The sequence below is a fragment of the Paenibacillus sp. PAMC21692 genome, assembly GCF_014303795.1.
In the GTDB taxonomy this organism is placed as follows: Bacteria; Bacillota; Bacilli; order Paenibacillales; family Paenibacillaceae; genus Pristimantibacillus; species Pristimantibacillus agaridevorans.
On sequence record NZ_CP060293.1, the window covers coordinates 4,755,055 to 4,781,649 of the forward strand.

The 26,595-nt window shown below is 54.6% G+C and carries 25 protein-coding genes; 23 read left to right on the top strand and 2 right to left on the bottom strand.

Going from position 1 to position 26,595, the window contains the following annotated elements:
* The first annotated feature begins 5 nt into the window (after positions 1-5).
* From H7F31_RS18955 to trmD, 14 genes are all read left to right on the top strand, one after another.
* Positions 6-992: a beta-ketoacyl-ACP synthase III gene (locus H7F31_RS18955; protein ID WP_087572607.1), complete on the top strand. Its 987-nt coding sequence runs from the start codon at positions 6-8 to the stop codon at positions 990-992.
* A gap of 30 nt (positions 993-1,022) precedes the next feature.
* On the top strand, positions 1,023-1,970 hold the full coding sequence (gene fabD, locus H7F31_RS18960; protein WP_187100059.1) for an ACP S-malonyltransferase: 948 nt from the start codon (positions 1,023-1,025) through the stop codon (positions 1,968-1,970).
* Between the two features lie 53 nt (positions 1,971-2,023).
* Positions 2,024-2,779 carry a 3-oxoacyl-[acyl-carrier-protein] reductase gene (gene fabG, locus H7F31_RS18965; protein WP_187100060.1) on the top strand — a complete coding sequence of 252 codons (756 nt, stop codon included), beginning with the start codon at positions 2,024-2,026 and terminating at the stop codon, positions 2,777-2,779.
* 148 nt (positions 2,780-2,927) lie between these two features.
* Positions 2,928-3,161 (top strand): acyl carrier protein, encoded by a 234-nt coding sequence (acpP, locus tag H7F31_RS18970; protein ID WP_087572610.1) that lies wholly within the window; start codon positions 2,928-2,930, stop codon positions 3,159-3,161.
* Positions 3,162-3,358: 197 nt separating this feature from the next.
* Positions 3,359-4,600, top strand: coding sequence for a beta-ketoacyl-ACP synthase II (gene fabF / locus H7F31_RS18975; protein WP_187100061.1), 1,242 nt, complete (start codon positions 3,359-3,361; stop codon positions 4,598-4,600).
* On the top strand, positions 4,590-5,297 hold the full coding sequence (gene rnc / locus H7F31_RS18980) for a ribonuclease III (RefSeq protein WP_087572612.1): 708 nt from the start codon (positions 4,590-4,592) through the stop codon (positions 5,295-5,297). The genes fabF and rnc overlap by 11 nt, the downstream gene beginning before the upstream one ends.
* Positions 5,298-5,494: 197 nt before the next feature.
* A complete protein-coding gene (gene smc / locus H7F31_RS18985; protein WP_187100062.1) occupies positions 5,495-9,082 on the top strand; it encodes a chromosome segregation protein SMC in 3,588 nt (1,195 codons plus the stop codon).
* A gap of 50 nt (positions 9,083-9,132) precedes the next feature.
* Positions 9,133-10,140 carry a signal recognition particle-docking protein FtsY gene (gene ftsY, locus H7F31_RS18990; protein WP_187100063.1) on the top strand — a complete coding sequence of 336 codons (1,008 nt, stop codon included), beginning with the start codon at positions 9,133-9,135 and terminating at the stop codon, positions 10,138-10,140.
* Between the two features lie 188 nt (positions 10,141-10,328).
* Positions 10,329-10,739 carry a putative DNA-binding protein gene (locus tag H7F31_RS18995; RefSeq protein WP_397372625.1) on the top strand — a complete coding sequence of 137 codons (411 nt, stop codon included), beginning with the start codon at positions 10,329-10,331 and terminating at the stop codon, positions 10,737-10,739.
* Positions 10,718-12,106, top strand: coding sequence for a signal recognition particle protein (gene ffh / locus H7F31_RS19000; protein ID WP_087572615.1), 1,389 nt, complete (start codon positions 10,718-10,720; stop codon positions 12,104-12,106). The genes H7F31_RS18995 and ffh overlap by 22 nt, the downstream gene beginning before the upstream one ends.
* A 40-nt stretch (positions 12,107-12,146) precedes the next feature.
* Positions 12,147-12,419, top strand: a complete 273-nt coding sequence (gene rpsP, locus H7F31_RS19005; RefSeq protein WP_087572616.1) for a 30S ribosomal protein S16 — start codon at positions 12,147-12,149, stop codon at positions 12,417-12,419.
* A 27-nt stretch (positions 12,420-12,446) separates the two neighbouring features.
* Positions 12,447-12,677, top strand: a complete 231-nt coding sequence (locus H7F31_RS19010; RefSeq protein WP_087572617.1) for a KH domain-containing protein — start codon at positions 12,447-12,449, stop codon at positions 12,675-12,677.
* 92 nt (positions 12,678-12,769) lie between these two features.
* Entirely contained in the window at positions 12,770-13,294 is a 525-nt protein-coding gene (gene rimM / locus H7F31_RS19015; protein ID WP_187100064.1) for a ribosome maturation factor RimM, read from the top strand.
* Between the two features lie 4 nt (positions 13,295-13,298).
* The gene (trmD, locus tag H7F31_RS19020; RefSeq protein ID WP_087572619.1) at positions 13,299-14,054 is read left to right on the top strand and encodes a tRNA (guanosine(37)-N1)-methyltransferase TrmD; all 756 of its coding nucleotides are present in this window, start codon (positions 13,299-13,301) and stop codon (positions 14,052-14,054) included.
* 145 nt (positions 14,055-14,199) lie between these two features.
* Here the strand turns inward: trmD and H7F31_RS19025 are convergent, their stop codons facing one another.
* Complete coding sequence (locus H7F31_RS19025) at positions 14,200-15,591, bottom strand: CAP domain-containing protein (RefSeq protein WP_187100065.1); 1,392 nt, start codon at positions 15,589-15,591, stop codon at positions 14,200-14,202.
* 212 nt (positions 15,592-15,803) lie between these two features.
* Here H7F31_RS19025 and rplS point away from each other — a divergent pair, with 212 nt between their 5' ends.
* From rplS to H7F31_RS19060, 7 genes are all read left to right on the top strand, one after another.
* Positions 15,804-16,145 (top strand): 50S ribosomal protein L19, encoded by a 342-nt coding sequence (rplS, locus tag H7F31_RS19030; RefSeq protein WP_087572621.1) that lies wholly within the window; start codon positions 15,804-15,806, stop codon positions 16,143-16,145.
* A gap of 184 nt (positions 16,146-16,329) precedes the next feature.
* A complete protein-coding gene (lepB, locus tag H7F31_RS19035) occupies positions 16,330-16,953 on the top strand; it encodes a signal peptidase I (RefSeq protein ID WP_246608816.1) in 624 nt (207 codons plus the stop codon).
* A gap of 33 nt (positions 16,954-16,986) precedes the next feature.
* Positions 16,987-17,880 carry a ribosome biogenesis GTPase YlqF gene (gene ylqF / locus H7F31_RS19040; protein WP_187100066.1) on the top strand — a complete coding sequence of 298 codons (894 nt, stop codon included), beginning with the start codon at positions 16,987-16,989 and terminating at the stop codon, positions 17,878-17,880.
* 117 nt (positions 17,881-17,997) lie between these two features.
* Positions 17,998-18,615: a ribonuclease HII gene (locus tag H7F31_RS19045; protein WP_187100067.1), complete on the top strand. Its 618-nt coding sequence runs from the start codon at positions 17,998-18,000 to the stop codon at positions 18,613-18,615.
* Positions 18,616-18,811: 196 nt separating this feature from the next.
* The gene (locus tag H7F31_RS19050; RefSeq protein WP_187100068.1) at positions 18,812-20,803 is read left to right on the top strand and encodes a flagellar hook-length control protein FliK; all 1,992 of its coding nucleotides are present in this window, start codon (positions 18,812-18,814) and stop codon (positions 20,801-20,803) included.
* The gene (locus tag H7F31_RS19055) at positions 20,800-21,111 is read left to right on the top strand and encodes an EscU/YscU/HrcU family type III secretion system export apparatus switch protein (protein WP_187100069.1); all 312 of its coding nucleotides are present in this window, start codon (positions 20,800-20,802) and stop codon (positions 21,109-21,111) included. The genes H7F31_RS19050 and H7F31_RS19055 overlap by 4 nt, the downstream gene beginning before the upstream one ends.
* Positions 21,101-21,472 (top strand): YraN family protein, encoded by a 372-nt coding sequence (locus tag H7F31_RS19060; RefSeq protein WP_187100070.1) that lies wholly within the window; start codon positions 21,101-21,103, stop codon positions 21,470-21,472. The genes H7F31_RS19055 and H7F31_RS19060 overlap by 11 nt, the downstream gene beginning before the upstream one ends.
* Before the next feature lie 20 nt (positions 21,473-21,492).
* Here the strand turns inward: H7F31_RS19060 and H7F31_RS19065 are convergent, their stop codons facing one another.
* Positions 21,493-23,091: a YifB family Mg chelatase-like AAA ATPase gene (locus tag H7F31_RS19065; RefSeq protein ID WP_315970577.1), complete on the bottom strand. Its 1,599-nt coding sequence runs from the start codon at positions 23,089-23,091 to the stop codon at positions 21,493-21,495.
* A 330-nt stretch (positions 23,092-23,421) separates the two neighbouring features.
* On the opposite strand from H7F31_RS19065, the gene sucC reads away from it, so the two are divergent.
* A complete protein-coding gene (gene sucC, locus H7F31_RS19070; protein WP_108994289.1) occupies positions 23,422-24,582 on the top strand; it encodes an ADP-forming succinate--CoA ligase subunit beta in 1,161 nt (386 codons plus the stop codon).
* Between the two features lie 82 nt (positions 24,583-24,664).
* Positions 24,665-25,597, top strand: a complete 933-nt coding sequence (sucD, locus tag H7F31_RS19075; protein ID WP_087572629.1) for a succinate--CoA ligase subunit alpha — start codon at positions 24,665-24,667, stop codon at positions 25,595-25,597.
* Positions 25,598-26,595: the final 998 nt, after the last annotated feature.

The window sequence follows — 26,595 nt, forward strand, 5'->3', positions numbered from 1 at the left end:
GTACGATGAGTTTGCAGCCTGTCGGCATTATCGGCACGGGCAAATACGTGCCCGAGCGTATTCTTACGAATCATGAATTGGAACAAATGGTGGAAACGAACGACGAGTGGATCGTTACGCGGACGGGCATTCGCGAGCGTCGCATCGCAGACGTTGCGGAAGCGACGTCCGATCTCGCTTACGAAGCGGCCAAGCGCGCAATAGCTGCGGCTGGAGTCACAGCGGAGGAATTGGATCTGATTCTCGTGGCGACGATCACGCCCGACATGTTCTTTCCGTCCACTGCGTGCCTGCTGCAGAACAAACTGGGCGCCAAGAAGGCTGCAGCGTTCGACTTGTCGGCTGCATGCTCCGGCTTTATCTACGGATTGGCAACAGCCACGAACATGATCGCAACGGGCATGTACAAGCATGTGCTCGTCGTTGGCGCGGAGACGTTGTCCCGCATCACCGATTACAGCGATCGCAATACTTGTATCCTGTTCGGCGATGGCGCCGGCGCCGTCGTGTTGGGTCCCGTAGAACAAGGACGCGGATTCCTGTCGTTCGAGCTTGGAGCCGACGGAAGCGGAGGAGAGCTGCTTAAGGTCGGAGGCGGAGGCTCGCGTCTGCCCGCATCCGCAGCTTCTATTGAAGAGAAGCAGCATTATATTTATATGGCGGGCAATGATGTATTCAAGTTTGCGGTGCGCATTATGGGCAGCGCGGCCGAGGACGCGCTGGCGAAGGCTGGGAAGACCAAGGAAGACGTCGATCTGCTCGTCCCGCATCAAGCAAATATTCGTATCATCCAATCCGCCCTTAACCGGCTGAACTTGCCGGAGGAGAAAGCAATGATCAATCTCGACAAGTACGGCAATATGTCCGCCGCATCGATTCCTGTTGCGCTGGCGGAAGCCGTGGAGCAAGACCGCGTCAAACCAGGCGATTGCATGGTGCTCGTCGGGTTCGGAGGCGGCTTGACATGGGGTTCATCCGTCCTTATTTGGTAATGATATAGATCTGTCATGGGGGGAACAGTCATGGGGAAAACTGCGTTTGTGTTTCCTGGGCAAGGCGCCCAGGCAGTGGGAATGGGCAAGGACGCCTTCGAGGCGAATGAAGCGGCGCGTTCCGTGTTCGAGAGAGCGAACGAGGCGCTGGGCTTCGATCTGACGAAAATGATTTTTGAGGGACCCGAAGAAGTGCTGAAACAGACGGCCAATACGCAGCCTGCATTGTTGACGGTCAGCGTTGCCTATCTGGAGCTGCTGAAGGAAAGCGGACTTGCGCCGGATTACGTGGCAGGTCATAGTCTGGGCGAATACAGCGCATTGGTCGCAGCCGGCGTTATCGGCTTCGAGGACGCGGTTTCGACCGTACGCGCACGAGGAGAATACATGGAGCATGCCGTTCCTGGCGGACTTGGCGCAATGGCGGCCGTTCTTGGCGGCGAACGCGAGGATCTGGCGAAGCTGTGCGGTGACGTTACGGCAAGCGGTACGGCTGTTGAGCTGGCCAATATCAATTGCCCGGGTCAGATTGTAATTTCCGGAACCGCGGCCGGCGTGCAAGCGGTTGTGGAACGCGGCAAGGAAGCCGGCGCCAAGCGCGTCATTCCGCTGGAAGTAAGCGGACCCTTCCATTCCTCGCTCATGAAACCTGCGGCGGAGCGTCTCGGCGAGAAACTTGCCGGTATCGCGCTAAACGACGCGGCTGTGCCGGTCGTCGCGAACGTGACGGCTACAGCGGTAACGGCAGCGGCTGACATCCGTCATTTGCTCGTGGAGCAAGTTTATTCTCCCGTCTTGTGGGAGGACAGCGTTCGTTATCTGATCGACCAAGGCGTTGACACTTTCGTCGAGATCGGCTCCGGCACGGTGCTGGCGGGTTTGATCAAGAAGATCGACCGCGGCGTGCGCGTATTATCCGTAAACAGCCTGACATCGCTAGAAGCACTTCAAGAGGATATTCAATTGAACCAATCATAACGATGAGCGCTCGCTCAGGATAGATGTTGAATTCGTTAAAGGAGGGGAAAGGTATGACGGTATTTGCAAGCCTGGAGGGCAAAAAAGCGCTCGTAACAGGTGCTTCCCGCGGAATCGGACGAGCGATCGCGATCGCGCTGGCCGAGGCTGGCGCCGACGTGGCTGTCAACTATTCCGGCAGCGAAGCTGCCGCAGCCGAGACGGCGAAGGCGATAGAGGAATTGGGGCGCCGCGCAATCATTGTAAAAGCAAATGTCGGCAAATCAGGCGAGTTCGATACCATGGTCAAAGACACGATCGAGCAGCTTGGCGGACTCGACATTCTGGTGAATAACGCGGGCATTACAAGAGATAATTTAATTATGCGCATGAAGGAAGAGGAGTTCGATGAAGTCATCGAGACGAACCTCAAAGGCGTCTTTAACGGCGTGAAGGCTGTAACCCGCCATATGATGAAGCAACGTTCCGGCCGGATCATCAATATTTCGTCCGTTGTCGGGGTACTGGGCAATCCCGGTCAAGCCAATTATGTAGCTGCGAAGGCCGGCGTCATCGGTCTGACGAAAGCCAGCGCTCGCGAGCTTTCATCGCGCGGCATTACGGTGAACTGCGTGGCTCCGGGCTTTATCCAGACGGATATGACGGACAAGCTGCCGGAGGAGACGAAGACAGCCCTGTCCGGCCAAATTCCGCTGGCGCGCCTCGGCGATCCAGCCGATATCGCGAACGCGGTAAGATTTCTGGCTTCCGATGCCGCGGCATACATGACCGGCCAAACCGTCCATATAGACGGCGGCATGTACATGTAAGAGAGTTCGGCTAAATTCAATATTCGACGTCGAGCAGACTTCTAGAGTTACTTCGTAATGGGAAGCGGACTTTTTGAACAACCTTGGTAAGGTAAAGATGGTATTTTGCATGTAATTCTCGTATAATACGGTGGAGGAGGTGAACCGGATGTCCGAAGTAGTAGATCGCGTTAAACGTATTGTCATCGACCGCCTTGGCGTAGACGAAGCAGAAGTCACGCTCGAAGCTTCCTTTAAAGATGACCTCGGCGCTGACTCTCTTGACGTAGTAGAATTGGTCATGGAGCTGGAAGACGAGTTTGATATGGAAATCTCTGACGAAGATGCAGAGAAAATCACGACGGTGGGAGAAGTTGTAACTTACATACAATCTCATACCTAAGGATGGACAAGTCCCGTTTCAAGGAGCGGGACTTCTCTTCCATGTTAAGCGCTTTTATCGTCACTGGCTTATGAACCGAACCGTACTGCCCAAGAGGCGTTCGTATCGCCTTAACCGCTACAATGTAGCTTAATCGCTATTTATATAGTATTACACGGCCGAGATGCCGTGATATGTCTGTTGCTGAGGTGAATGGAATGAAACATAGAGTAGTCGTGACGGGCATGGGGGTAATGACCTCGCTCGGTTCTGACATCGAACAATTCTGGAACAACCTGCTGGAAGGCAAATCGGGCGTATCCGTCGTTGAAGCGTTTGACTTCTCCGAATATCCGACTCGAATCGCCGCAGAAGTGAAAAACTTCAATCCGGAGGATTACGGCATTGATCGCAAGGAAGCGCGCAGGATGGACCGCTTCGTGCAGTTTGCATCCGTGGCGAGCAAGCTGGCCGTTGAGAATTCCGGTCTGGATATCGGGGTTAACGCCGACGCCGAACGCGTGGGCGTGATGATCGGTTCCGGCATCGGCGGTCTGGGCACTTGGGAGGATCAGCATAATGTGCTTCTGGAGAAGGGACCCAAGCGAGTGAGCCCGTTCTTCATCCCAATGATGATCGCGAACATGGCTTCCGGCCAGGTATCCATGTTGACGGGAGCTAAGGGGCCCAACAGCACGGCGGTAACGGCTTGCGCGACCGGCACCCATTCCATCGGAGACTCTTACAAATTGATCCAGAGAGGCGACGCTGACGTGATGATCGCCGGCGGCGCGGAAGCGACGATTCGCCCGACGGGCATGGCGGGCTTCTGCTCCATGCGCGCGATGTCGACTCGCAACGATGAGCCCGAGAAGGCGAGCCGGCCGTTCGATGTCGATCGGGACGGCTTTGTAATGGGTGAAGGAGCCGGCGTGCTCGTGCTGGAATCGCTGGAGCATGCGAAGGCTCGCGGAGCGAAGATCTACGCGGAAGTGATCGGTTATGGCATGAGCGGCGACGCTCATCATATGACGGAGCCGGATCCGGACGGCGCTGCGCGCTGTATGGTCAAGGCGCTGCGCGATGCCGGGATCGAGCCGTCAGAGGTCGATTACATTAACGCACACGGAACATCGACACCGGTTGGCGACCGCTCGGAGACAACTGCGATCAAGAAGACTTTCGGCGATCATGCGTACAAGCTGGCCGTCAGCTCGACGAAGTCCATGACGGGCCATCTGCTCGGCGCAGCAGGGGGAGTAGAAGCCGTTATTTTGGCGCTAACGCTGCAAAATGGCGTCATCGCTCCGACCATCAACTTGGACAATCAGGATCCGGAGCTGGATCTGGACTACGTTCCGAACAAGCCGCGCAAGGCGAATGTCCGTAAGGCGCTGTCCAATTCGTTCGGCTTCGGCGGGCATAATGCCACGATTGTGATGAAGGCGTATGAAGCATGATAATTTTGACGAGCTGCAGCGAAAGCTGCAGCTCGATTTCAAACGCAGCAGGCTGCTAAGACAGGCATTTACCCACACGTCGTATGTCAACGAACATAAGCGCGGCTCCGTACAGGACAATGAGCGGCTGGAATTTCTCGGCGACGCCGTCTTGCAATTGCTTGTATCGGAGTATCTGTTCTCTACATACCCCAAGCGTCCTGAGGGTGAGCTGACACGGATGCGGGCTTCCGTTGTTTGCGAGCCGTCGCTGGCCATGTTCGCCGAACGACTGGAGCTTGGCAAGCATGTTCTGCTCGGCCGGGGCGAGGAGCAGCTCGGCGGGCGTCAGCGGCAGGCGCTGCTTGCCGACTTGTTCGAATCATTCGTTGGCGCGATCTTTCTGGACTTCGGCATCGAGCGGACACGCGACTTCCTGTCGGAGCATATGTTCCCGCATATCGAGTCGGGCGACTTCGGTCTGCTGATGAAGGACGCGAAGTCAAAGCTGCAGGAGCGCGCGCAGCATTACGGTCTCGGACCGGTGGAATACCGGGTCGTCGAGGAACGCGGACCCGCCCACGACCGGGAGTTCATCGTCGAGGTGTACTTGGGCGAGGAACGTTACGGTCTCGGAGCCGGCCGCACCAAAAAGGAAGCCGAGCAGCGCTCCGCCGCCGAAGCGTGGAACGGGCTGGCACTGGATGCGGACAAGTAAATGGCTGACGTTTTTCTATGTCGTGTGGATGCATAGTTGTAGGACAAACCGCCGGATCGCAGCGATCCGGCGGTTTGTTGATGTCAGCGAATTTTCGCAGACGGCAATTGACCCGAAAAGGGGCTTGACGGGGCCGGAAATGAGTAACGCAATTCATGAAAATATGTTACAATGTGGGGTGAGGTGAAACCCAAGTCATGTTTCTGAAACGGATTGAATTAGCGGGCTTTAAGTCCTTCGCCGATAAGACGGAGATGGAATTCGTCACCGGCATTACGGCGGTTGTCGGACCGAACGGCTCGGGCAAAAGCAATATCTCCGACGGCATCCGTTGGGTGCTCGGCGAGCAAAGCGCGAAGAGTCTTCGCGGCGGCAAGATGGAAGACATTATCTTCGCCGGCAGCGACGCGCGCAAAGCGGTCAACTACAGCGAGGTTTCGTTGACGCTGGACAATGGGGACGGGGCTCTCCCGCTGGAATATAATGAAGTAACGGTCACGCGCCGGGTACACCGGAGCGGCGACAGCGAATATTTGATTAACAAGCAGCCATGCAGATTAAAGGATATAACAGAGCTTTTCATGGATACTGGCATCGGCAAAGAAGCTTATTCCATTATCGGACAAGGCCGTATCGAAGAAATTCTGAGCACTCGCTCCGAGGATCGCCGCGGCATCTTCGAGGAAGCTTCCGGCATCGTGAAGTACAAGTCGCGCAAGCGGGAAGCGCAGAAGAAGCTCGACGAGACGGAGCAGAATCTGCTCCGCATTCACGACCTTGTATCGGAGCTGGAGGATCAGGTGGAGCCGCTGCGCAAGCAGTCGGAGAAAGCCGTCCACTTCAAGGCGCTGAAAGAAGAGCTGAAGACCAAAGAAATTTCGATGTATGTACATAATATCGAGACGGTGCACCGCGCCTGGTCGGAAGCGACGGACAAGCTGGAGAAGCTGCAGGAAGAGCAGCTTAAGCTGTCCACGGTCGTCAGCAAGCATGATGCGCATCTGGAGCAAGACCGGCAACAATTGCGGGATATAGAGCTTCAATTGGACGAGCTGCATGCTTCTATGCTTCAGCTAAGCGAAGACGTGGAGAAATGCGAGGGCTACGGCGAGGTGCTTAAGGAGCGCAAGCGCAACCTGGAAAACAACAAACGCGGATTGGAAGAGTCGATCGCGGTACAGGATGCCAGAATCGTCGCTCTGACCCAGGAAGAGGCGGATTTTCGCAGCAAAGCGGCAGCGCTGGAGCTTTCTCTGGCGGATCTTCGCGTTAAGCTCGCGGCCGAGGAATCGAATCTCCTTGGCGTAGCAGGCGGTGCGGTTGTCGATGCCGAAGAGAAGCTTAAGAGCGAACTGCTTGACGTACTGAGCGCAATGGCGCAGACGCGCAATGAAATCAGGTATGCCGCTCAGCAACAAGAAACGCTGCAACGTCGGATGGAGAGGTTAAACGACGACGAATCCAAGTGGACGGAGCAACAAGCACGGCTGGAGGAGCGTAAGGCGGTGCTGGAGAAAGGACTCCAATCCACGCTGACGGCACTCGAGAATGCGAGAAACCGCATGCTTGAAGAGACGGAAGGCAGTAAAGCCGTTGCGTCTGGCCTGGATGAAGTTATGGCAGCGATCCGGAAGTGGGAGCAGCGGCTGGACAGCCATATTTCCAGACGCGATACGATGAAGGAAATGCAAGACGCGCTGGACGGCTTTATGCAAGGCGTTAAGGAAGTGCTTAAAGCCGCGCGTCGCGGTTCCGGCGGCATAGCCGGCGTCCATGGCGCCGTTGCGGAGCTGATTCGCGTGCCTCAACGCATCGAGGTTGCGGTGGAGACCGCCCTCGGAGGGGCGCTTCAGCATATCGTCATGGAAGACGAACTTTCGGCGCGTGCGGCGATCGGTTTCCTGAAGCAGCGTCAGCTGGGGCGGGCAACATTCTTGCCGTTGGATGTCATTCGCGGCCGAATGGTGCCCGAGCATGACAAACGATCCTTCCAATCAGAGGATGGGTTCGTAGGAGTCGCGGCGGAATTGGTGGGCTGCGACGAGCGTTACCAGGCGATCGTAAACAATCTTCTCGGCAACGTTCTGCTTGCGGAGACGCTGGAGCAGGCGAACCGGATAGCATCAAGATGTCAATACCGATACCGTGTCGTTACGCTGGAAGGAGACGTCGTTAATGCCGGCGGTTCCATGACGGGCGGCAGTCTGCAGAAGCGCGGGGCGAGTCTGCTCGGTCGCGGCCGTCAGATCGAATCGCTTAATGCCGAGATCAAGGAAGCGGAGACAACGGTGGCGCAGTTGAAGGCGAAATTAAGCGATCTGCGCAAAGAGCAGTCAATCCGTTCGCAGAACGTGGAAGAGCTTCGCGCGCAAGCGGAGAAATGCCGGATTGACGAGCAGGGCATTCGATCCGAGCTTCAGCAAGTGAAGTCGGAGGAGAAGCTGCTTACGGAGCAGCGCTCCGTGTCCGCTTCCGAGCTGACGTCGCAGTCGAATGAACGCGAGCAGCTCAGCAAGATGGCGAAGGAAGCGGAAGAGCGGCTGGAGGGCCTTGTAAATGACGAGGCGAGATTGCAGGAAGCGATCCGACTGGCGGAGGAGCGGCGCAAGGCGAGCGAATCCGCCAAGGAAGAGCTCCAGGTTCAATTAACGGATCTAAAGATTGCCGTCGCCAAGACCGACCAGGAGAAGATGAGCTTCGAAGATCAGGCGAACCGCGTGCGCAGCGATATTGGCCGGGCGAAGCAAGAGCTCGCCAATCTGCGTTCGGTATCCGCTCAGCAGGAAGAAGAACTGGTCCGTCACAGCGAAGAAAGCGTGGCGCAGATTGCTCAGCTCAACGACCTGCGCATTAAGAAGACGAGTTGCGCGGAACAGACGGATCTTAAACGCGCTGCCCGCGCGCATCGGATTACGGAGCTCGACAAAGGCGAGAGCGAGACGAAAGAGCAGCGCGCTCAACTGCGCGTCGTCGAGGATGCCATGCGTCAGACGGAGATTGCGCTGAACCGGCAGGACGTGGAGCTGGACAATCTGCTGCGCAAGCTTAGCGAGGAGTACGAGTTGAGCTACGAGTTGGCCAAGGAGCAATATCCGGTGCCGGAGGATGTGCAGGGAACGCAGGTAGAAGTGCGCGAGTTAAAGCGCAAAATATCGTCGCTTGGCGAGGTCAATTTGGGCGCCATCGAAGAATACGAGCGCGTAAAGGAACGTTACGAGTTCCTCTCCGAACAGAAAAACGACTTGATCGACGCGAAAACGGCGCTTTACCAGGTTATCAAAGAGATGGACGACGAGATGTCCAAGCGGTTCCGGACGACGTTCGAGGCGATCCGCAAACATTTTGTCGTCGTGTTTGGCAAGCTGTTCGGCGGCGGACGCGCCGATCTCGTGCTCGTGGATCCGGATCGGGTGCTGGATACGGGGATCGACATCGTCGCTCAGCCACCGGGCAAAAAACTGCAAAATCTGCAGTTGCTCTCCGGCGGAGAGCGCGCTCTTACAGCGATCGCGCTGTTGTTTGCCATTTTGCAGGTCAAACCTGTGCCGTTCTGCGTGCTCGATGAGGTTGAGGCGGCGCTGGACGAGGCCAATGTGGCAAGATTCGCGCAGTATCTGCGCGAGTTCTCCGGGCTCACCCAATTTATCGTGGTTACGCACCGCAAAGGCACGATGGAAGAAGCCGACGTCCTTTACGGCGTGACGATGGAAGAAGGTGGCGTGTCCAAGCTCGTTTCGGTGAGGCTGGAAGAGGACGGAGAAGACGAAGAACCGGTGTCGGCTTAAACTCGGCATAAAACAATAGACAACGAATGGCAGGATGGGGGACGGAACGTATGAGTTTTTTTAAGAAACTGAAGGAAAGCATCGCGGCCAAGACGGAAGCGGTAACGAACGTCTTCAAGGAAGGCCTGTCCAAGACGCGGACCGCGTTCGTGGAGAAGGTCGAGGAGCTTATTACCCGGCGCAAAAAAATCGACGAAGAGTTCTACGAAGAGCTTGAAGAAATTCTGATCGGCGCCGATGTTGGCGTGAACACGGTCATGACGCTGATCGACGATCTGCGCGCCGAGGTGAAAAAACGCAAAATCGAACAAGCGGCCGACCTGCAGCCGATTCTCTCCGAGAAGCTGATCGGCTTGCTTAAGGGAGACGACCACGCGGAGCTGCGCATGGCCCCCGAGGGTCAAATTACGGTCATCCTGTTCGTCGGAGTCAACGGCGTCGGCAAGACGACAACGATCGGCAAGCTGGCGCACAAGTTCAAGAGCGAAGGCAAAAAGGTGCTTATGGCCGCGGGAGATACGTTCCGCGCCGGCGCAATCGAGCAGCTCGAGGTTTGGGGGCAGCGCGTAGGCGTCGACGTTATTAAACAATCGTCCGGCTCCGATCCGGCCGCCGTTATGTTCGACGCGGTCCAGGCGGCCAAGCAGCGCAAAGTGGACGTACTGCTTTGCGATACCGCCGGCCGCCTTCAGAATAAGACGAATCTCATGGAAGAGCTTAACAAAATTTTCCGCGTCATTCAGCGGGAATTGCCCGAAGCTCCTCATGAGGTATTGCTTGTGCTGGACGCAACGACAGGCCAAAACGCGCTTAGCCAGGCCAAGCTGTTCGGAGAGAAAAGCGGCGTAACGGGACTTGTGCTTACGAAGCTGGACGGCACGGCCAAAGGCGGTATCGTCATTGCGATTCGCAATGAAATGAACTTGCCGGTTAAGCTGGTCGGATTGGGCGAGAAAATGGGGGATTTGCAACAATTCGATTCCGAGCAATTCGTTCATGCTTTGTTCGCCGGATTGATCGGCAAAGAAGAAGAGAAGTCGGGAACGACCGGAGAGTAACAATGGGCGACAGGGAAGGGACGGCGTCGGCAAGCGGCGATTCGTCCTTTTTCTTTTGCCGGTTGAAGTGACAAGGAAATAAACTTGACAGTGTCGTAGTCGATCGTGTATCATAAGTGACGTTGAGCAATCTGTAAAGGGTAATGCCTTGACGGGTCGGGATTGGATCAGCGGGAGGAGGCTTGGCGATGGAGATAGAACAATCGGATGCCTTGACTCGGACGACGAGAGTGAATTTGCTGTTCGACTTCTACGAAAACCTGCTGACCGAAAAGCAACGGACGATACTGGCTTATTATTACCACGATGATTTCTCCCTGGGAGAGATCGCGTCGGAATTCGGCATTAGCCGGCAAGCCGTCTACGATAATATTAAACGTGCCGAAGGCGCACTCGAAAATTACGAGGACAAGCTTCTGTTGGTCAAGAAGCATGAACGCCTGATGGAAGCCGCGAACCTGCTGGAACGCGGCGTCGAAGAGATCGTAATGAAAGAATCGGATAGAAACAAGCTGATGGCAGTCATAGCGCGGCTCAAGACCGCGGAACAAACGGCGAGAGAAGGAGGCGATGATTCGTGGCAGCATTCGAGAGCTTAAGCAGCCGATTGCAAAATGTGTTCAGCAAGCTGAAAGGCAAAGGCAAAGTATCGGAAGCCGATGTCAACGACGCGATGCGCGAAGTTCGGCTTGCCCTTCTGGAAGCCGACGTCAACTTTAAGGTCGTTAAGGATTTTATTGCCAAGGTTAAGGAGCGGGCCATCGGCCTGGATGTATCGAAAAGCTTCACGCCGGGCATGGTGATCATCGACATCGTCAATAAAGAATTGACGGAGCTGATGGGCGGCACGCAGGCGAAGCTTGCCAAGGCAAACAAACCGCCGACGGTCATCATGATGGTCGGTCTGCAGGGCGCGGGCAAGACGACGACGTCCGGCAAGCTGGCGAAATTGCTTCAGAAGGGCAATCATAAGCCGCTTCTTGTTGCGTGCGACATTTATCGTCCTGCTGCGATCAAGCAGCTGCAAGTGCTGGGCGAACAGATTAAAGCGCCAGTGTTCGCGTTGGGAGACCAGACTTCGCCGGTCGAGATTGCGAAGCAAGGCTTGCAGCATGCCAGAGAAAACGGCAATGATTACGTGATCATCGATACCGCAGGCCGTCTACATATTGACGAGACGCTAATGGAGGAGCTTAAGCAAATCCATGGGAACGTCAAGCCGGATGAAGTGCTGCTGGTCGTAGACTCGATGACGGGACAAGATGCCGTCAACGTGGCGCAGAGCTTTCACGAACAGCTGGAGCTAACTGGCGTTGTTCTTACCAAGCTGGACGGAGATACGCGCGGCGGCGCGGCCTTGTCGGTCAAAGCCGTAACGGGACGTCCGATCAAGTTCGCGGCGATGGGCGAGAAGATCGATTCGCTGGAGCCGTTCCATCCGGAGCGGATGGCATCTCGTATTCTCGGCATGGGCGACATGCTGTCGCTTATCGAGAAGGCGCAATCGAACATCGACGCCGAGAAGGCTGCCGAGATGGAACGCAAAATGCGTACCGCGGAGTTCACGTTCGATGACTTCCTGGAGCAAATGGAACAGGTCCGCAAGCTGGGGCCCCTCGACCAGATCATGGATATGCTTCCCGGAATGGGCAAGATGAAGGGCGCCATGAAGGATATGAAGGTCGATGAAAAGCAGATCGGCCGCGTCGAAGCGATCGTCCGTTCCATGACGAAGGAAGAGAAGGCGAAGCCGGAGCTGTTGAACCACAGCCGTCGCAAGCGTGTCGCGGCGGGCAGCGGCACGACGATCGTGGAAGTGAACCGCTTGATCAAGCAGTTCGACGATATGCGCAAAATGATGAAACAATTCTCGGGGATGATGGGACCTAAGGGGCCCAAAGGCTTGAAGGGCGGCAAGAAGGGCCTGAAAGGCATGCTCGGCAAAAATATGCGGTTCCCGTTCTAAACGGCAACCGGATTGATTACTCGAAGGAGGTGAATTAATCATGGCAGTACGTATTCGCTTGAAACGTATGGGTGCTCACAAAGCTCCATTCTACCGCGTAGTTGTATCGGATTCCCGTTCGCCGCGTGACGGACGTTTTATTGAAGAGATCGGTACTTACAACCCGGTTACAGTTCCGGCTCAAGTATCCATCGACGAGGAAAAAGCTCTTAAATGGCTGCAAACAGGAGCGCAAGCTTCCGACACGGTTCGCAACTTGCTTTCCAAAGCTGGAGTTCTTAAGAAATTCCATGAGCTGAAGCAACAGAAATAATCGGAGAGAGAAGCGGAGGGCTTTGTTATGAAAGATTTAATTCTTGTCATTGCGAAGGCTTTGGTGGATCATCCGGACGACGTGCGTATCCACATCAAGGATGATGATCGCGCGACGACTTATGAGCTTTCCGTTCATCCAGAGGATGTTGGCAAGGTCATCGGCAAACAAGGGCGGATCGCCAAGGCGATGCGCACGGTCGTGACCTCTGCTTCGGTGAAATCAAGTAAGCGCGTCATTGTCGACATCATCTCATAAGGGGCACGAAGCAGGGGGGTCGGGACAAATGTCCCGGCCCTCTTGTACGTGTTATAATACATACAAAATGGTTTAGGAAAAGGAATGATGGCATGGACGGTAAATGGTATACAGTCGGCAAGCTTGTCAACACGCATGGCATTCGCGGCGACGTGAAGGTGCTACCGCAGACGGACTTTGCGGAGAAGCGGTTCGCACCAGGCAGCAAGCTGATGCTGGTTAACGAGGAGAACGGCAAAAGTCTGCAAGTGAAGGTGACTAACTCCAGGCTGCAGAAAAATGTGTATATTGTGAAGCTCGAAGGATTTAATAATATAAATGAGATTGAACCTTACAAAGGTTGGACACTCAAAATAGCGGAGGCGGAACAAGGCAAGCTCGAGGAAGGCGAATATTATTACCATGAAATCATCGGCTGCCGAGTCGTGACGGAAGAGGGCGAAGAGCTTGGGGAAATTACCGATATACTGAGCCCTGGAGCGAATGATGTATGGGTTGTGAAAGGCGCCGGTCCGAAAAGGAAGGAGATCTTGCTTCCGGTCATCGACGATGTTGTGCTTACAATTCAGCCGGCTGACAAGCTTGTTACCGTTCGTCTGATGGAAGGGCTGATCTAATTTCATGAAAATTGACGTGTTGACGCTGTTCCCCGAGATGTTCGATGGCGTGTTCGGCGCGAGCATATTGGGAAAAGCGAAGGAGAAAGGCATTGTATCGCTGCAAGCTGTCAATTTCCGGAATTACTCTAACAACAAACATAACACGGTAGACGACTATCCATATGGGGGCGGCGGCGGAATGGTGCTGAAGCCCGAGCCCGTCTTTGCGGCTGTCGAAGATTTGGCGGTCGAGCCAGACGTTGCTCCTAGGGTCATCCTGATGTGCCCGCAAGGCGAGACGTTTACCCAGCGCAAGGCGGAGGAACTATCGCGGGAGCGGCATCTCGTACTCATTTGCGGCCATTACGAAGGTTATGACGAACGAATCCGGGAGCATCTCGTCACGGACGAGTTGTCGATCGGCGATTATGTGCTGACGGGCGGCGAAATTCCCGCAATGACGGTAATCGACAGCGTCGTACGTTTGCTGCCTGGCGTTCTGGGCAACGAGTCTTCCGCCGTCACGGACTCCTACAGCACGGGTTTGCTGGAGCATCCGCATTATACGAGACCGCCGGAATTCAGGGGATGGACGGTACCTGACGTCCTGATATCCGGTCACCATGGCCGAATCGACAGCTGGAGGCGCGAGCAATCGTTGCTCCGTACTTTGATTCGCCGGCCCGAACTTCTTGATAAGGTGGAGCTAAGCAAAAAGGAGCGGTTGTGGCTGGAGGAGCAAAGAAAGGCATTACGCACTGAGTATGAAACGGAATAAGGGAATGCGGCTTCCGATCGGAGGCTGCATTCCCTTATTCGTTTTTAAATTATAGGAAAGCATATGTTCTCTCCATACTTGACCTTTAATTATCGTAACGAAACGCTCTGTGCAGCCAAAGGACTGCTGCGATAGCCGTTTCACCTTAAGGCGTATAAAAATTTTGCGTAAAATAAGTGCCGTAGGATCCTCCGAAAGCGACACCGACGCCAAGTCGGGTGTATTGGTTATTAAGGAGATTCTCCCGGTGATTCTCGGAATTAAGCAGCATATAGTGGGCGAATATGCTATTGGGCGAGCCTGCCGCCAAGTTTTCCGCTGCTTTTGTGTACGCGATGCCGACGCTTTTCATTCGATCGAATGGCGATTTGCCGCTTTTATTCGTATGGCTGAAGTAGTTGTTCTTCATCATATCGATGCTATGGGCTCGAGAGGAGGATCCTGCGAGTTTGTCCCATTGCAATAGGTCAATACTCCTCTGAGCCCGCTCCGCATTGACCATATCAAACATTCCTTGCTCCATGGCCGTGCGTTCTTTTTCTCCGTATAAGGAGATTTGGCGAGCTGTAAAGTTGTCCGACTGCAGGAGCAATGCCGCGACCCGATTGTCCTCATGGCTGTCCAGAAACAACGTGTGCCGGATTCCGCCGGATCGATAAGCGTAATAATGATCAGCTTGCTTGGCGATAGCCTTGACGCTTGCGGGAAGCGAGGCGCTAATGGCGGCCAGCTTGATATCTACCTTGGCGCCGCCAGTATCTCGCCAACCGCCTTCATCATTCGAGAAGAGAGCTGCTATCGTGCCGTTCCGAACGCCGAACATGGCGTACGCAGCATAATCGCTGCGATATACATACCATTCATAATCATATTCGCTGGCATCGATTCGAGTGGGCTGGCCCATTCGGTACAGAAGCTCGCCGATGTTTTCGCCAATCGAGATGCCATTAAGCGAGGCGGAGGAGCTCTTCTGGATCGGCTTGTCTGATAATGCGGCGACCTTTTCTTTCATTATATAGACGAATGTGAGCGCTTCCGCCCTTTTTACGCCTCCGCCGGCTTCGTATCCGGCAATCGTTGGGGACGAACGTCCTTGCGAGATACCGCTATCCAGAAGCCACTGAATAGCTTCGTCCCTCTTATGCGACTTGCCGTTTGCGGCGGCTGCAATCAATAATGCTGCTTGTCCCCGGTTGAATTGCCCTCGCTGATTATTGAAGGTCACCGGCCATCCAAGACGTTCCGCGTGGTTGTAATAGCTGCGGCTCCAGTCGGAAGCCGGTTCATCCTTGCGCGTGACGCTTCCGTAAGCGCGGAGCATCATCGCAAGAAACTCGATCTCGGTCACCTTATCGTCCGGACGGAAGCTCCCGTCCTTATAACCTTGAGCCAAGCCGCTGTCAACGGCCCAGTCTATGTATGAATTAGCCCAGTAGGAAGGTGCTACATCGTTGAAGGATGCTGCGCTGGCTGTATAATCGGATAGCGGAATGGCAAGAATGAGCATAATGATGCAGATACGTTGTTTGATGTTCAACATAACTTCTCCTTGTCGATTATTGTCGTTGCCAATCATATACAGTATACTAGATAGAGGCCATATGAGAAATAGGTTGATTTGTCTATTTAACTATGGTAAAATTTCTAATGTTGTTCGTAAAGTCGGACGGTCCGCTATAAGTGGAGATCGGTTCCCAGGGAACCAGGAGCTTACATGAACGTCTATGGTGGAAGGAGTGAACTCAATCAATGAATATCGTACAAGCAATTTCACAAGAGCAACTGCGTAAAGATCTTCCTAACTTTCGCCCAGGCGACACGCTGAAGGTGCATGTTAAGGTTATCGAGGGTTCGCGCGAGCGTATCCAGCTGTTCGAAGGCGTCGTTATCAAACGTCGCGGCGGTGGAATCAGCGAAACTTTTACAGTTCGCAAGATTTCTTACGGCGTAGGCGTAGAGAGAACGTTCCCGCTTCATTCGCCGAAGATCGACAAGATCGATGTGGCACGTCGCGGTAAAGTGCGTCGCGCTAAGCTGTACTACCTCCGCAATCTGCGCGGTAAAGCGGCTAGAATTAAAGAAATTCGTTAAGATCAAACGACAAGAGGGGCTTGCGCAAACAAGCTCCTTTTCGTTTTCTACGGGAAGGAATACATAACTTCAGAGACGAAAGAAGGCTGAACTGATGGATTCGCAGCACCGCAACGACGATGGAATGAAGGAGACGGATACGGGCGTCAGCTCGTCGGACGAGCGGCAGCCCGCCTCGGAGAGCATGCCTGAACGGGCAAAAAGCCATGGAGCTGCGTCAGCAAAAAAAGGCGGCGCATCGAAGGAAATCGTAGAATGGATCAAGGCGCTGGTCATCGCCGTCGTTCTGGTCTTCTTCATTCGCATGTTTCTATTCGAACCATTTATTGTAGATGGTCCTTCCATGGAACCAAACTTCGAATCGGGCGAACGCCTAATCGTGAACAAAATTTTATATTCGATCCGCGAGCCAAGGTTTGGCGAGGTTGTCGTGTTTGACGTGCCAGAGCAAGGCCGCAAGTTTATCAAAAGAGTGATCGGCGTATCCGGGGACAAAATTCGTGTCGAAGGCGACGATCTGTATATTAACGACGTAAAGGTCGAAGAGCCTTATATTGCCGAAGCGATCGAAGCGGCAAAGGCGGCGGGCGGCATGTATAATGGCAATGGTCCGCGTTATAATTTCCCTAATGATACTGTGACCGAGATGACGGTACCGGAGGGAGCGGTATTCGCCATGGGCGATCATCGGGACAACAGCACCGACAGCCGGATGATCGGCTTTGTAAAGGATGACGAGATCGTCGGCCGAGCGGACGTTATCTTCTGGCCTCTGAACAAGCTGGAGTTCATCAAGCACAAATACTAGACTAAGGCAAGCGAAAGCAATCGAGGTGAAAGCATGGCGATTCAATGGTTCCCGGGTCATATGACCCGCGCCAAGCGGCAAATTCAAGAAAAGTTAAAACTGATCGATATCGCGATCGAACTGCTGGATGCGAGGGTCCCGCTATCAAGCCGGAACCCGATGGTCGACGATATTTTGCATGGGAAGCCGCGGCTGATCGTGTTAAATAAATCCGATCTTGCCGACCCGCGCACAACGGAGCAGTGGATGGATTATTTCGCGCATGAGGGACACCAGTGCGTCTCCGTTGATTCGCAAACGGGTACCCGTGTCAACGAGATCCCTGTCAAGGCCAAGGAGATTTTGCACGACAAGATCGCGCGTCAAATCGCCAAAGGAATCAATCCGCGCGCGCTGCGCGGACTGATCGTCGGCATCCCGAACGTCGGCAAGTCGACGCTTATTAACCGGTTGGCCGGACGCAATATTGCGGCTACCGGAGACAAGCCCGGCGTTACGAAGGGACAGCAATGGATTAAAGTCGGATCCGAGATGGAGCTGCTGGATACGCCGGGCATATTATGGCCGAAGTTCGAGGATCAGCTTGTCGGGTACAGGCTGGCGATGACGGGAGCGATCCGGGAACAGATTCTTAACGTGGACGATATCGCTTATTTTGCGGTGAAGGAGCTCGCGGGACGATACTGGCCCATCATGGAAGAGCGGTATGGTCTCGAGAAACCGCCGGCTGATCTTGAGGACAATGAGGAGATCGTCCGCATAATGGAGGACATCGGCCGTAAACGGGGATGTCTCATGGGCGGCGGGAGAGTCGATCTCGAGAAGGCGTCCGGCATTATTTTGAGGGACCTCAGGGCGGGCAAGCTGGGAAGAATTACGCTAGAGGCTCCTTACGACGATATGCCGATCAGAGAGCCGCGAACTTAAAAGGTCGTTCAATAAGTCCGATTGAAATGCAGATGCTTAAATGCCAGTCGGCCGTGTCGAGCGGGTGAAGCTGGCTCGGCCGCTTGGCAAAGTTAAGAAAACGGGGGGAGATGCGACATGCTGCAATACGAGCAACAGGCATGGGGCAACGGCTTCTCGGCAATAGCCGGCGTAGACGAGGTCGGGCGGGGTTGTCTGTTCGGCGACGTGGTCGCGGGGGCGGTCATCCTGCCGCAAGGCCTCATCATCGACGGAGTCGACGATTCCAAGAAGCTTTCCGAGAAAAAGCGGGAGCTGCTGTATGATGTCATCGCCGAGCAAAGCGTCGCATGGTCGGTAGCGCGAGTTGACGCGGCTTCCATCGATCGGCTGAACATCAAGCAGGCTTCCAGATTAGCGATGAAGCTTGCAGTGGAAACGTTGGCCGTGCCGGCCGATTATTTGCTGGTAGATGCCGAGATCGTGGATCTGTCGCTGCCGCAGGAGTCCATCGTTAAGGGCGACGCGAACAGTCAGTCTATTGCCGCGGCTTCGATTATGGCGAAGGTAACGAGGGATCGGCTTTGCTTATCGGAATGGGAAGCGCTGTACCCGCAGTACGGAATTGCGATACATAAAGGTTATGCAACGAAGCTGCATCGCGAGAAGCTGCTCCAGTACGGCCCTTGCGAGCTGCATCGGCGGACGTTCCTGAAGAAGCTGCTGGGCGAGGAAATTCTCCAGACGGCATTATAATCTATTTCATTCATAACGCTTGAGAATCCCGGGCAGGGGTCGCTTTATCGGCCTTCGGGATATCTCTGGCGTTATTTGCGTTCCGGGGTAATGGAGGAAATTGAGGTTCCCCTTCAACCAAAGAAGGTTATCGCCGATATAAAGGTATCGAATAATGCGGGATGACCGGATGCGAATGACTTAAGGGGTGTTGCGAGTGAATATTAGTCAAATGATGAGAGGGTTGCTGGGAGAAGTGACGAGCGGCGAGACCCGTGCCATGGAGCTGAAAGTCGGGCAGGTCGTACGCGGCGTCGTTCTTCAGGCGCTTGACAATAACGAAGCCATCGTAGGCATTAACGGCGTGCAGGTGAGAGCGAAGCTGGAGATGGCGCTTCAGCCCGGTCAATCTGCAATGCTTCAGGTACAGCCTGAAACGAACGGTTCGCTCATATTGCTGAAAGCAGTCGATCTCAACTCATCCGGCCTTCTTGACGATACGTTTAGAGAATATGCCAAGCTGCTTGGATTGCCGGATCAGAAATGGGCGTTGGCATTGATTCGCGGTTTACGGCAAGAAGGGTTCGCCTTCAACCGAACGACGGCCATGGCGTTCCAGCAAGCGGCCGAGGCTATGCCGAAAGGGGCCGATGCCGAGCAGTGGATGACGGCTGCCGCAACGGCTTTCAAGCGCGGCATGCCAATGACGGCGACGACCATATCTTCGCTTCAGCAGGTTATGTTCGGCAAGCCCGCTCACGAGCTGCTTGATCAGTTGCAGCGCCAATTAACCGGGATGGGTGCAACTGCTTCCGGGGATATACCGGAAACGGGCGCCGGAAGCGAGTCGCGGACGGCGGCATCCCGGGTTCTTGCGCTACTGCAGCAAGGCGCGTCGCTCCTGGATGAAGCGCTCTCTCCCCAAGGTTCCACGCCTTCCAATGCTTCGGGGCGGCCTGTGGCGGATGGAGGGATGCTGCACGTCGACGGACGCAGCGCAGGCAAAGGAGCCGCGACCGCAGAGGGAGGCGCGAACGGCGCTTCCGGAGCCGATGGCAGGACGGCGCAAGCGGATAGCGGAGCTGCGGCTGCTAGAGCAGCTCAAGGCACGGCGCAAAACAACTGGCTGGGGCAGATGATGAAGTGGATGGGCGTTGATCACGAGCTGCAGCTGGCGAAGGCGGCCACGGACACGAATGGTCAAGCTTCGGCTGCACCTGGCTCAAAGAACCTGGCAGCGGGTGACGGAGATGCCAATGCCGTGTCGGCAAGAACAGGGCAAGCGTCTGGGGAAGCCGCAGCAGCGGGCCGAAATGCGGCGACTGCACCTACAGGGAGCGGTCCCTCAACGACTACGCAGTCAACGGCGCAAAATATGGCCGTCCCCCAGACGGCAAATCAGTTGCAGCAAGCCATGACGTCACGATCAGGTGCAGAGACTCTGGCTGGAACGCAGTTGCCTGCTGGAGCTCAGGAAACAGCAGCTGCCGTCAGAATTGAAGGTCAAGGAGCTGCGGTTGCAGCCCGAATAGCAGGCATGCTTGCGGCTGACGGTCCCATTGGCAATGATTTGAATGTCCCGGCGCAAGGCCAGACTTCAACTCCTCCGAGCGGGGGAGTAGGGACGGAGTCGCTCAAGAGCGCTCTCATGCTGTTGGCTGGCGGTGCCGATACGCCTCCGCATGTAAAGGAAACCGCGCAGCAGCTTATTGGGCAAATTACTGGCCAACAGCTGTTGCTGGCTCCTGAACGCAATAACTCCGTATTTACGCATGTGACGATGTTCATTCCGCTAAAGGATGCCAGCGGAGAACAGACTGCATCCGTTCAGATTCAGACGCGGCGCGGGCGTAGGGGAGAGCTGGATGCTGACAACTGCAGGCTTCTGTTCAATCTGTCTATGCATACGCTGGGCGATACGCTTGTCGATGTTCATATTACCGACAAGATTGTCAGTCTGCAGCTCTGGAACGATCATCCTGCGATCGCTCAGTTAACTGACGGCTCTCGTGAAACATTGTCGGAGCGATTAAACGAGATGGGATACCAGCTGTTGTCGATACGCACGAAGCCGCTTGCGAGGAACGAATCCGATGGGATCGAATCAGGAACGGCTTCGGGTTCAGCCAAGGGAAGCAAGTCGGCGGCGCCGCCAAGCGAAGCGTGGCTAACCGCAGCGCGTTATAAAGGAGTCGATTACCGGGCATGAGCAAGGAGCAGAACGACTACATAAAGCGTACGCCGCCCCGGAAGGCGGTAGCGTTAAAATATGAGCCGGGAGAGGGACATGCACCCGTGCTTGTCGCTAAGGGCACCGGCCAGATCGCGGACCGGATTCTGGAGAAGGCGAAGGAAAACGGGGTGCCCGTGCAGGAGGACGCTTCGCTTGTGGAAGTATTGTCCAAGCTGGACATCGATCAAGCAATTCCTCCGGAGCTTTATACGCTGGTCGCGGAAATTTTAAGCTTCGTATACCAATCTGATCGAAGGGCGGGCGAATACCTTCATGACGACTGAACGACTGAGAGTAGGGAAGCTGGGAGAAGAAGAGGCGGAGCGCAGGCTCCGCCTCTCCGGCTGTGAAATACTCGCTCGCAACTGGCGCTGCAGGAGCGGGGAAGTCGATATCGTTGCCAAAAGCGGCGATTGCATCGTATTTGTGGAAGTCAGAAGCCGCAGCAAGGCAAGCGGCTCCCGGTTCGGAACGGCAGCGGAATCCGTCGACTATCGCAAGCAGGCGAAAGTACGGCTCGTCGCTCAGATGTACCTGAGACAGAATCGAATGCCGGAAGCCCGCACGCGGTTCGACGTCATTTCAGTCACTTTAGACGCTCATTACGTGATCGTCGATTACCGACATTACGAATCGGCGTTCTGATTAGCATGCCGAATTTACGACTAAGCCATATCCAGACGGCGATACTGAATAGCCTCCGCTACATGCATTTCTTCCACGCTTATTGAATCCTCTAAGTCTGCTATCGTGCGCGCGAGCTTCAGCAGCCGGTCATAGGCCCTCATGCTGATGCCGAGCGCCTGGAACGCATCCTCGAGCAGTCTCGCGGCTTGCGGTTTCAGCCTTGCCGCTTGCCTAAGACTCTTCCCAGACAATTCACTGTTGCAACTGACGCCATAGGCGGCATTGCGTTCTCTTTGCCGTACTCTCGCGGCAAGCACAAGTTTTCTTAACTCGGCAGTCGAAGTATGCGTCTTGTCTTGTGAGCGATCGAGCGATTGAGGTCTAGGAATTTCAAGCTGCAGATCGATCCTGTCGAGAAGCGGGCCGGACAGTTTGGCTCGGTAACGACTGATGGCGGCAGCGCTGCAGGTACATCTTTTGTCGCCATATTCGTGTCCATGGTAGCCGCAAGGGCACGGATTATAGGAAGCGGCCAGAAGGATCGCTGCCGGGAAGCAGACGGTCGCTCGGGCTCTCGCAATCGAGACGACGCGGTCCTCCAGCGGCTGCCTGAGCAGCTCCAGAACGGAACGAGGGAATTCCGGCAGCTCGTCCAGATATAAGACGCCCCGATGGGCGAGCGTCACCTCTCCCGGCTTGGGGATGGATCCTCCACCGATCAGGCCGCCGGTCGAAATACTGTGGTGCGGGGAGCGGAAGGGAGGCATCTTCATCAACCCGCCTGAATTCGCGAGAAGCTTGCCTGCCACACTGTAGATTTTGGTCACCTCCAGCGCGTCGGCTTCGTCGAGCGGAGGCAAAATGCCGGGCAAGCGCCGAATCATCATCGTTTTGCCGGTGCCTGGCGGACCGCAAAGCAGCAAGTTGTGATTCCCGGCTGCCGCGATCAGCATGGCGCGTTTCCCTTGGTGCTGCCCGACAATGTCCATGTAGTCTTCCGGATCGGCTGCTGTCCTCCCTTGGTTGTAGCCCATGGATGGTCCCTGCGAGAGCGGCCCTCCGTCATTCCGCGCCGGACCTTCCCGCTCGAAAATTCGACGTTCCGTTCCGGCTTGGCTCAGCTTCTCCCATACCGCTTTGGCATGGGCCGAATCCTTAAGCTCGGACAGATGCGTCAAAGCGAACAGCTCCATACCGCTGATCCATTCCGCTTCCTCCCGGTTCTGCAGCGGCAGAAGCACACGCGTAATGCCGACGCGGCGAGCTTCTTCCAGCATGGCTAACACGCCGGTTACTGTACGTACGGCACCGTTAAGCGAAAGCTCGCCAATCAGCAGCGTACCCGCGAACGGCGTCGCATCGAGCTGTCCGCTGGCGGTTAAGATGCCTGCCGCGATGGCAAGGTCGAAGGCCGTGCCTTCCTTGCGGAGATCTGCAGGGGCAAGATTGACGGTAATCCTCTCCATTGGGAATTGGAATCCGCTGTTCTTGATGGCCGCACGAACCCGCTCGACGGATTCCCGCACCGCGGGATCGGGCAAGCCGACGACGTTCACTTGCGGAAGCCCGTTGGCGATATCAACCTCTACCGATATGCCTTTGCCCTCCACGCCGAATACGCTGGAGCTATGAATCATGGTGAACACAAAAAGCACCTCCCGGGGCTATGTAATGAGCCGGCAACGGGGGTGCTTCCCTACGTTTGCAAAATGTTTAAAAAGATTATCATTTTTGCTATGCTTCTTTTAATCATAGCGGCTATGCGGGCGAGGTGTCAATGCTTGGCCTGAAGGCCGATTATTTCCGCTGCATTGGGTCATACTAGTGGACGTGACAAATGTTTGATCTCTTTTTGAGATGATATCCATATCAAAAAGGCTTGCGCTTTCAACTGAGAAAAATGCTACAATGAAAAAGGTTTGTGTACATAGGACGTAATAGAGTCTGTGAAATGGAGGATTTCAACAATGAATATCCATGAGTATCAAGGCAAAGCTGTGTTGAAGCAATACGGGGTAGTCGTGCCTGAGGGCAAAGTGGCCTTCTCCGTCGACGAAGCCGTAGAAGCGGCGCAAGCGCTCGGGACGCCGGTCGTCGTCGTGAAAGCGCAAATTCACGCGGGTGGACGCGGCAAAGCGGGCGGCGTTAAGGTTGCCAAAAATTTGGACGAGGTTCGCGCTTACGCTGGCGAAATTCTGGGCAAGGTGCTCGTTACGCATCAGACAGGCCCAGAGGGCAAAGAAGTGAAACGCCTACTGATTGAGCAAGGCTGCGATATCAAGAAAGAATATTATATCGGCGTCGTACTTGACCGCGGCACAGGCCGCGTTACGATGATGGCTTCGGAAGAGGGCGGCACGGAGATCGAAGAAGTGGCGGAACATTCCCCGGAGAAGATCTTCAAGGAAGTTATCGACCCTGCCGTAGGCATGCAGCCGTTCCAGGCTCGCAAGCTTGCTTATGCAATCAACATCCCGACGGAGCTCGTAAACAAAGCAGTCAAGTTCATGATGGCTCTGTACACGGCATTTGTGGAGAAGGATTGCTCCATCGCCGAAATCAACCCGCTTGTCGTGACTGGCGACGGCAATGTTATGGCGCTTGACGCGAAGCTGAACTTCGACTCCAACGCCCTGTACCGCCACAAGGATATTCTGGAGCTGCGCGATCTGGACGAGGAAGACGCGAAGGAAATCGAGGCTTCCAAGTACGACTTGAGCTACATCGCGCTGGACGGCAACATCGGCTGTATGGTTAACGGCGCAGGTCTTGCAATGGCAACGATGGATATTATCAAATACTACGGCGGAGACCCTGCCAACTTCCTGGACGTAGGGGGCGGCGCGACCAAGGAGAAAGTAACGGAAGCGTTCAAGATCATCCTGTCCGACGAGAAGGTCAAAGGCATTTTCGTCAATATTTTCGGCGGCATCATGAAGTGCGACGTTATCGCGGAAGGCGTAATCGCGGCTGCGAGAGAGCTTGGTCTTGACCGTCCGCTTGTCGTGCGTCTGGAAGGCACGAACGTCGAGCTCGGCAAAAAGCTCCTAAACGAATCCGGCCTGAACATCGTGGCTGCGGATTCGATGTCCGACGGCGCTCAGAAGATTGTCGCTCTAGTGAAATAATGTTGCCAGCGGGCAGACATTAAAATAAAGGTTGAACAACCTCGATAAGAGTTTGAATTTCAATTAGGGGATGTGAGTGAAGTTGAGTATTTTGGTCAATAAGGATACAAAGGTCATCACACAAGGCATCACGGGCAAGACTGGCATGTTCCACGCCAAAGGCGCGCTCGATTACGGTACGCAAATGGTCGGAGGCGTAACACCGGGCAAAGGCGGCTCGACGGTCGACATTACACTGGAGAACGGCTCTGTTGCAACATTGCCAGTGTTCAATACCGTGCTGGAGGCTAAGCAAGCTACTGGCGCTACTGCATCCGTTATTTACGTACCACCTGCATTCGCTGCCGATTCCATTATGGAAGCCGTCGACGCAGAGATGGATCTCGTTATCTGCATCACGGAAGGTATTCCTGTCCTTGACATGGTTAACGTGAAGCGTTATATGGAAGGCAGCAAGACGGTTCTCATCGGACCGAACTGTCCAGGCGTTATTACGCCGGGCGAATGCAAAATCGGCATCATGCCGGGATATATCCATACAGTAGGTCATGTAGGCGTTGTTTCCCGTTCCGGAACGCTGACTTACGAAGCTGTTCACCAGCTGACGACTCGCGGAATCGGACAATCTTCCGCGGTTGGCATCGGCGGCGACCCTGTTAAGGGCTCCGAGTTTATCGACATCCTGAGCCGTTTCAACGATGACCCTGACACGTATGCGGTTATTATGATCGGCGAGATCGGCGGTACGGCAGAAGAAGAAGCGGCAGAGTGGATCAAAGCCAACATGACAAAGCCGGTCGTAGGCTTTATTGGCGGCGCAACGGCGCCTCCGGGCAAACGGATGGGACATGCAGGGGCCATTATTTCCGGTGGCAAAGGCACGGCTGCTGAGAAAATCGCAACGCTAGAAGCTTGCGGCATCAAAGTTGCTCCTACGCCTTCCGACATGGGCTCCACGCTTGTTAGCGTATTGGAAGAGCAAGGCCTGCTGGAGAAATGCATTACGCGCAAGTAATGCCATAACTTTAAGCGCGAGTTCAAAATTTCGGTTTTTGAACAATCTCTAAATAGCGACAATATAAAGGTAAGCAACCTTTCTACCCTACCAAGGGAGGGAGGTTGCTTTTTTTGTTTTACAGGAAATTATGCAACATACCTGACTGTGGATAATGACCTTCAGCTGAAAAAAGGAAGGTGTTAGTAACGCTTATGGCTCCAAAAAGTAGGCGAACGAGCAGCTGTAGACGTCAAAAACGCCGATGGATCGAAAAGTAACTCTGATTAACGGCCATAGGCGTTAGTAACGCTTATGGCTCCAAAAAGTAGGCGAACGAGCAGCTGTAGACGTCAAAAACGCCGATGGACCCGAAAGTAACTCTGATTAGCAGCCATAGGCGTTAGTAACGCTTATGGCGATTAACAGCATAGGTGATAGTGTCTATGAAGCCCAAAAGTACAAGTTTTGCAACTAACTGTGCTGGCAAAGCCAGTGAAACGCAAACGAATGGTGGAGAAAAGAAAAGGAAGACAGGGAGCAAGTTTGGCGGCAAATCGTATATTTGAGTTTGCGAATCACACGTCAGGGCGATCTCGTTCTTGAATTATGAAATGATGCGACTCCAAGACTGATGAACTAAAGGTTGAAAATCAACAGACACCAGCGACTCTATTTGTCCGATTTTTTAACCTCAAACAATTCTAACGGACAGGAAGAGGCTGGCTATTCATTGTGCAAAGGTGAAATTGCAGGCAAGTGTCCGGTAAGAAATGAACGGGAGCAACTGAACTGCAACGGAAATGAGAGGCGTTATTTCAGCAAAAAGCCGCACTTTGCAAATCTAATGGAACTGACAGCCCTTATGATGGGCAAAAGTCCACGGATTGCCTGGATTTCTCACGAATAACGTCGCAGAGTTCCGTTAGATTTTAAAATCACGCCAAACGATCCATATAAGGGTCCTCATTTCCGTAAGAGGTTGGCGATAATGGATTGCAGCTTCATTTCCAGTTTAG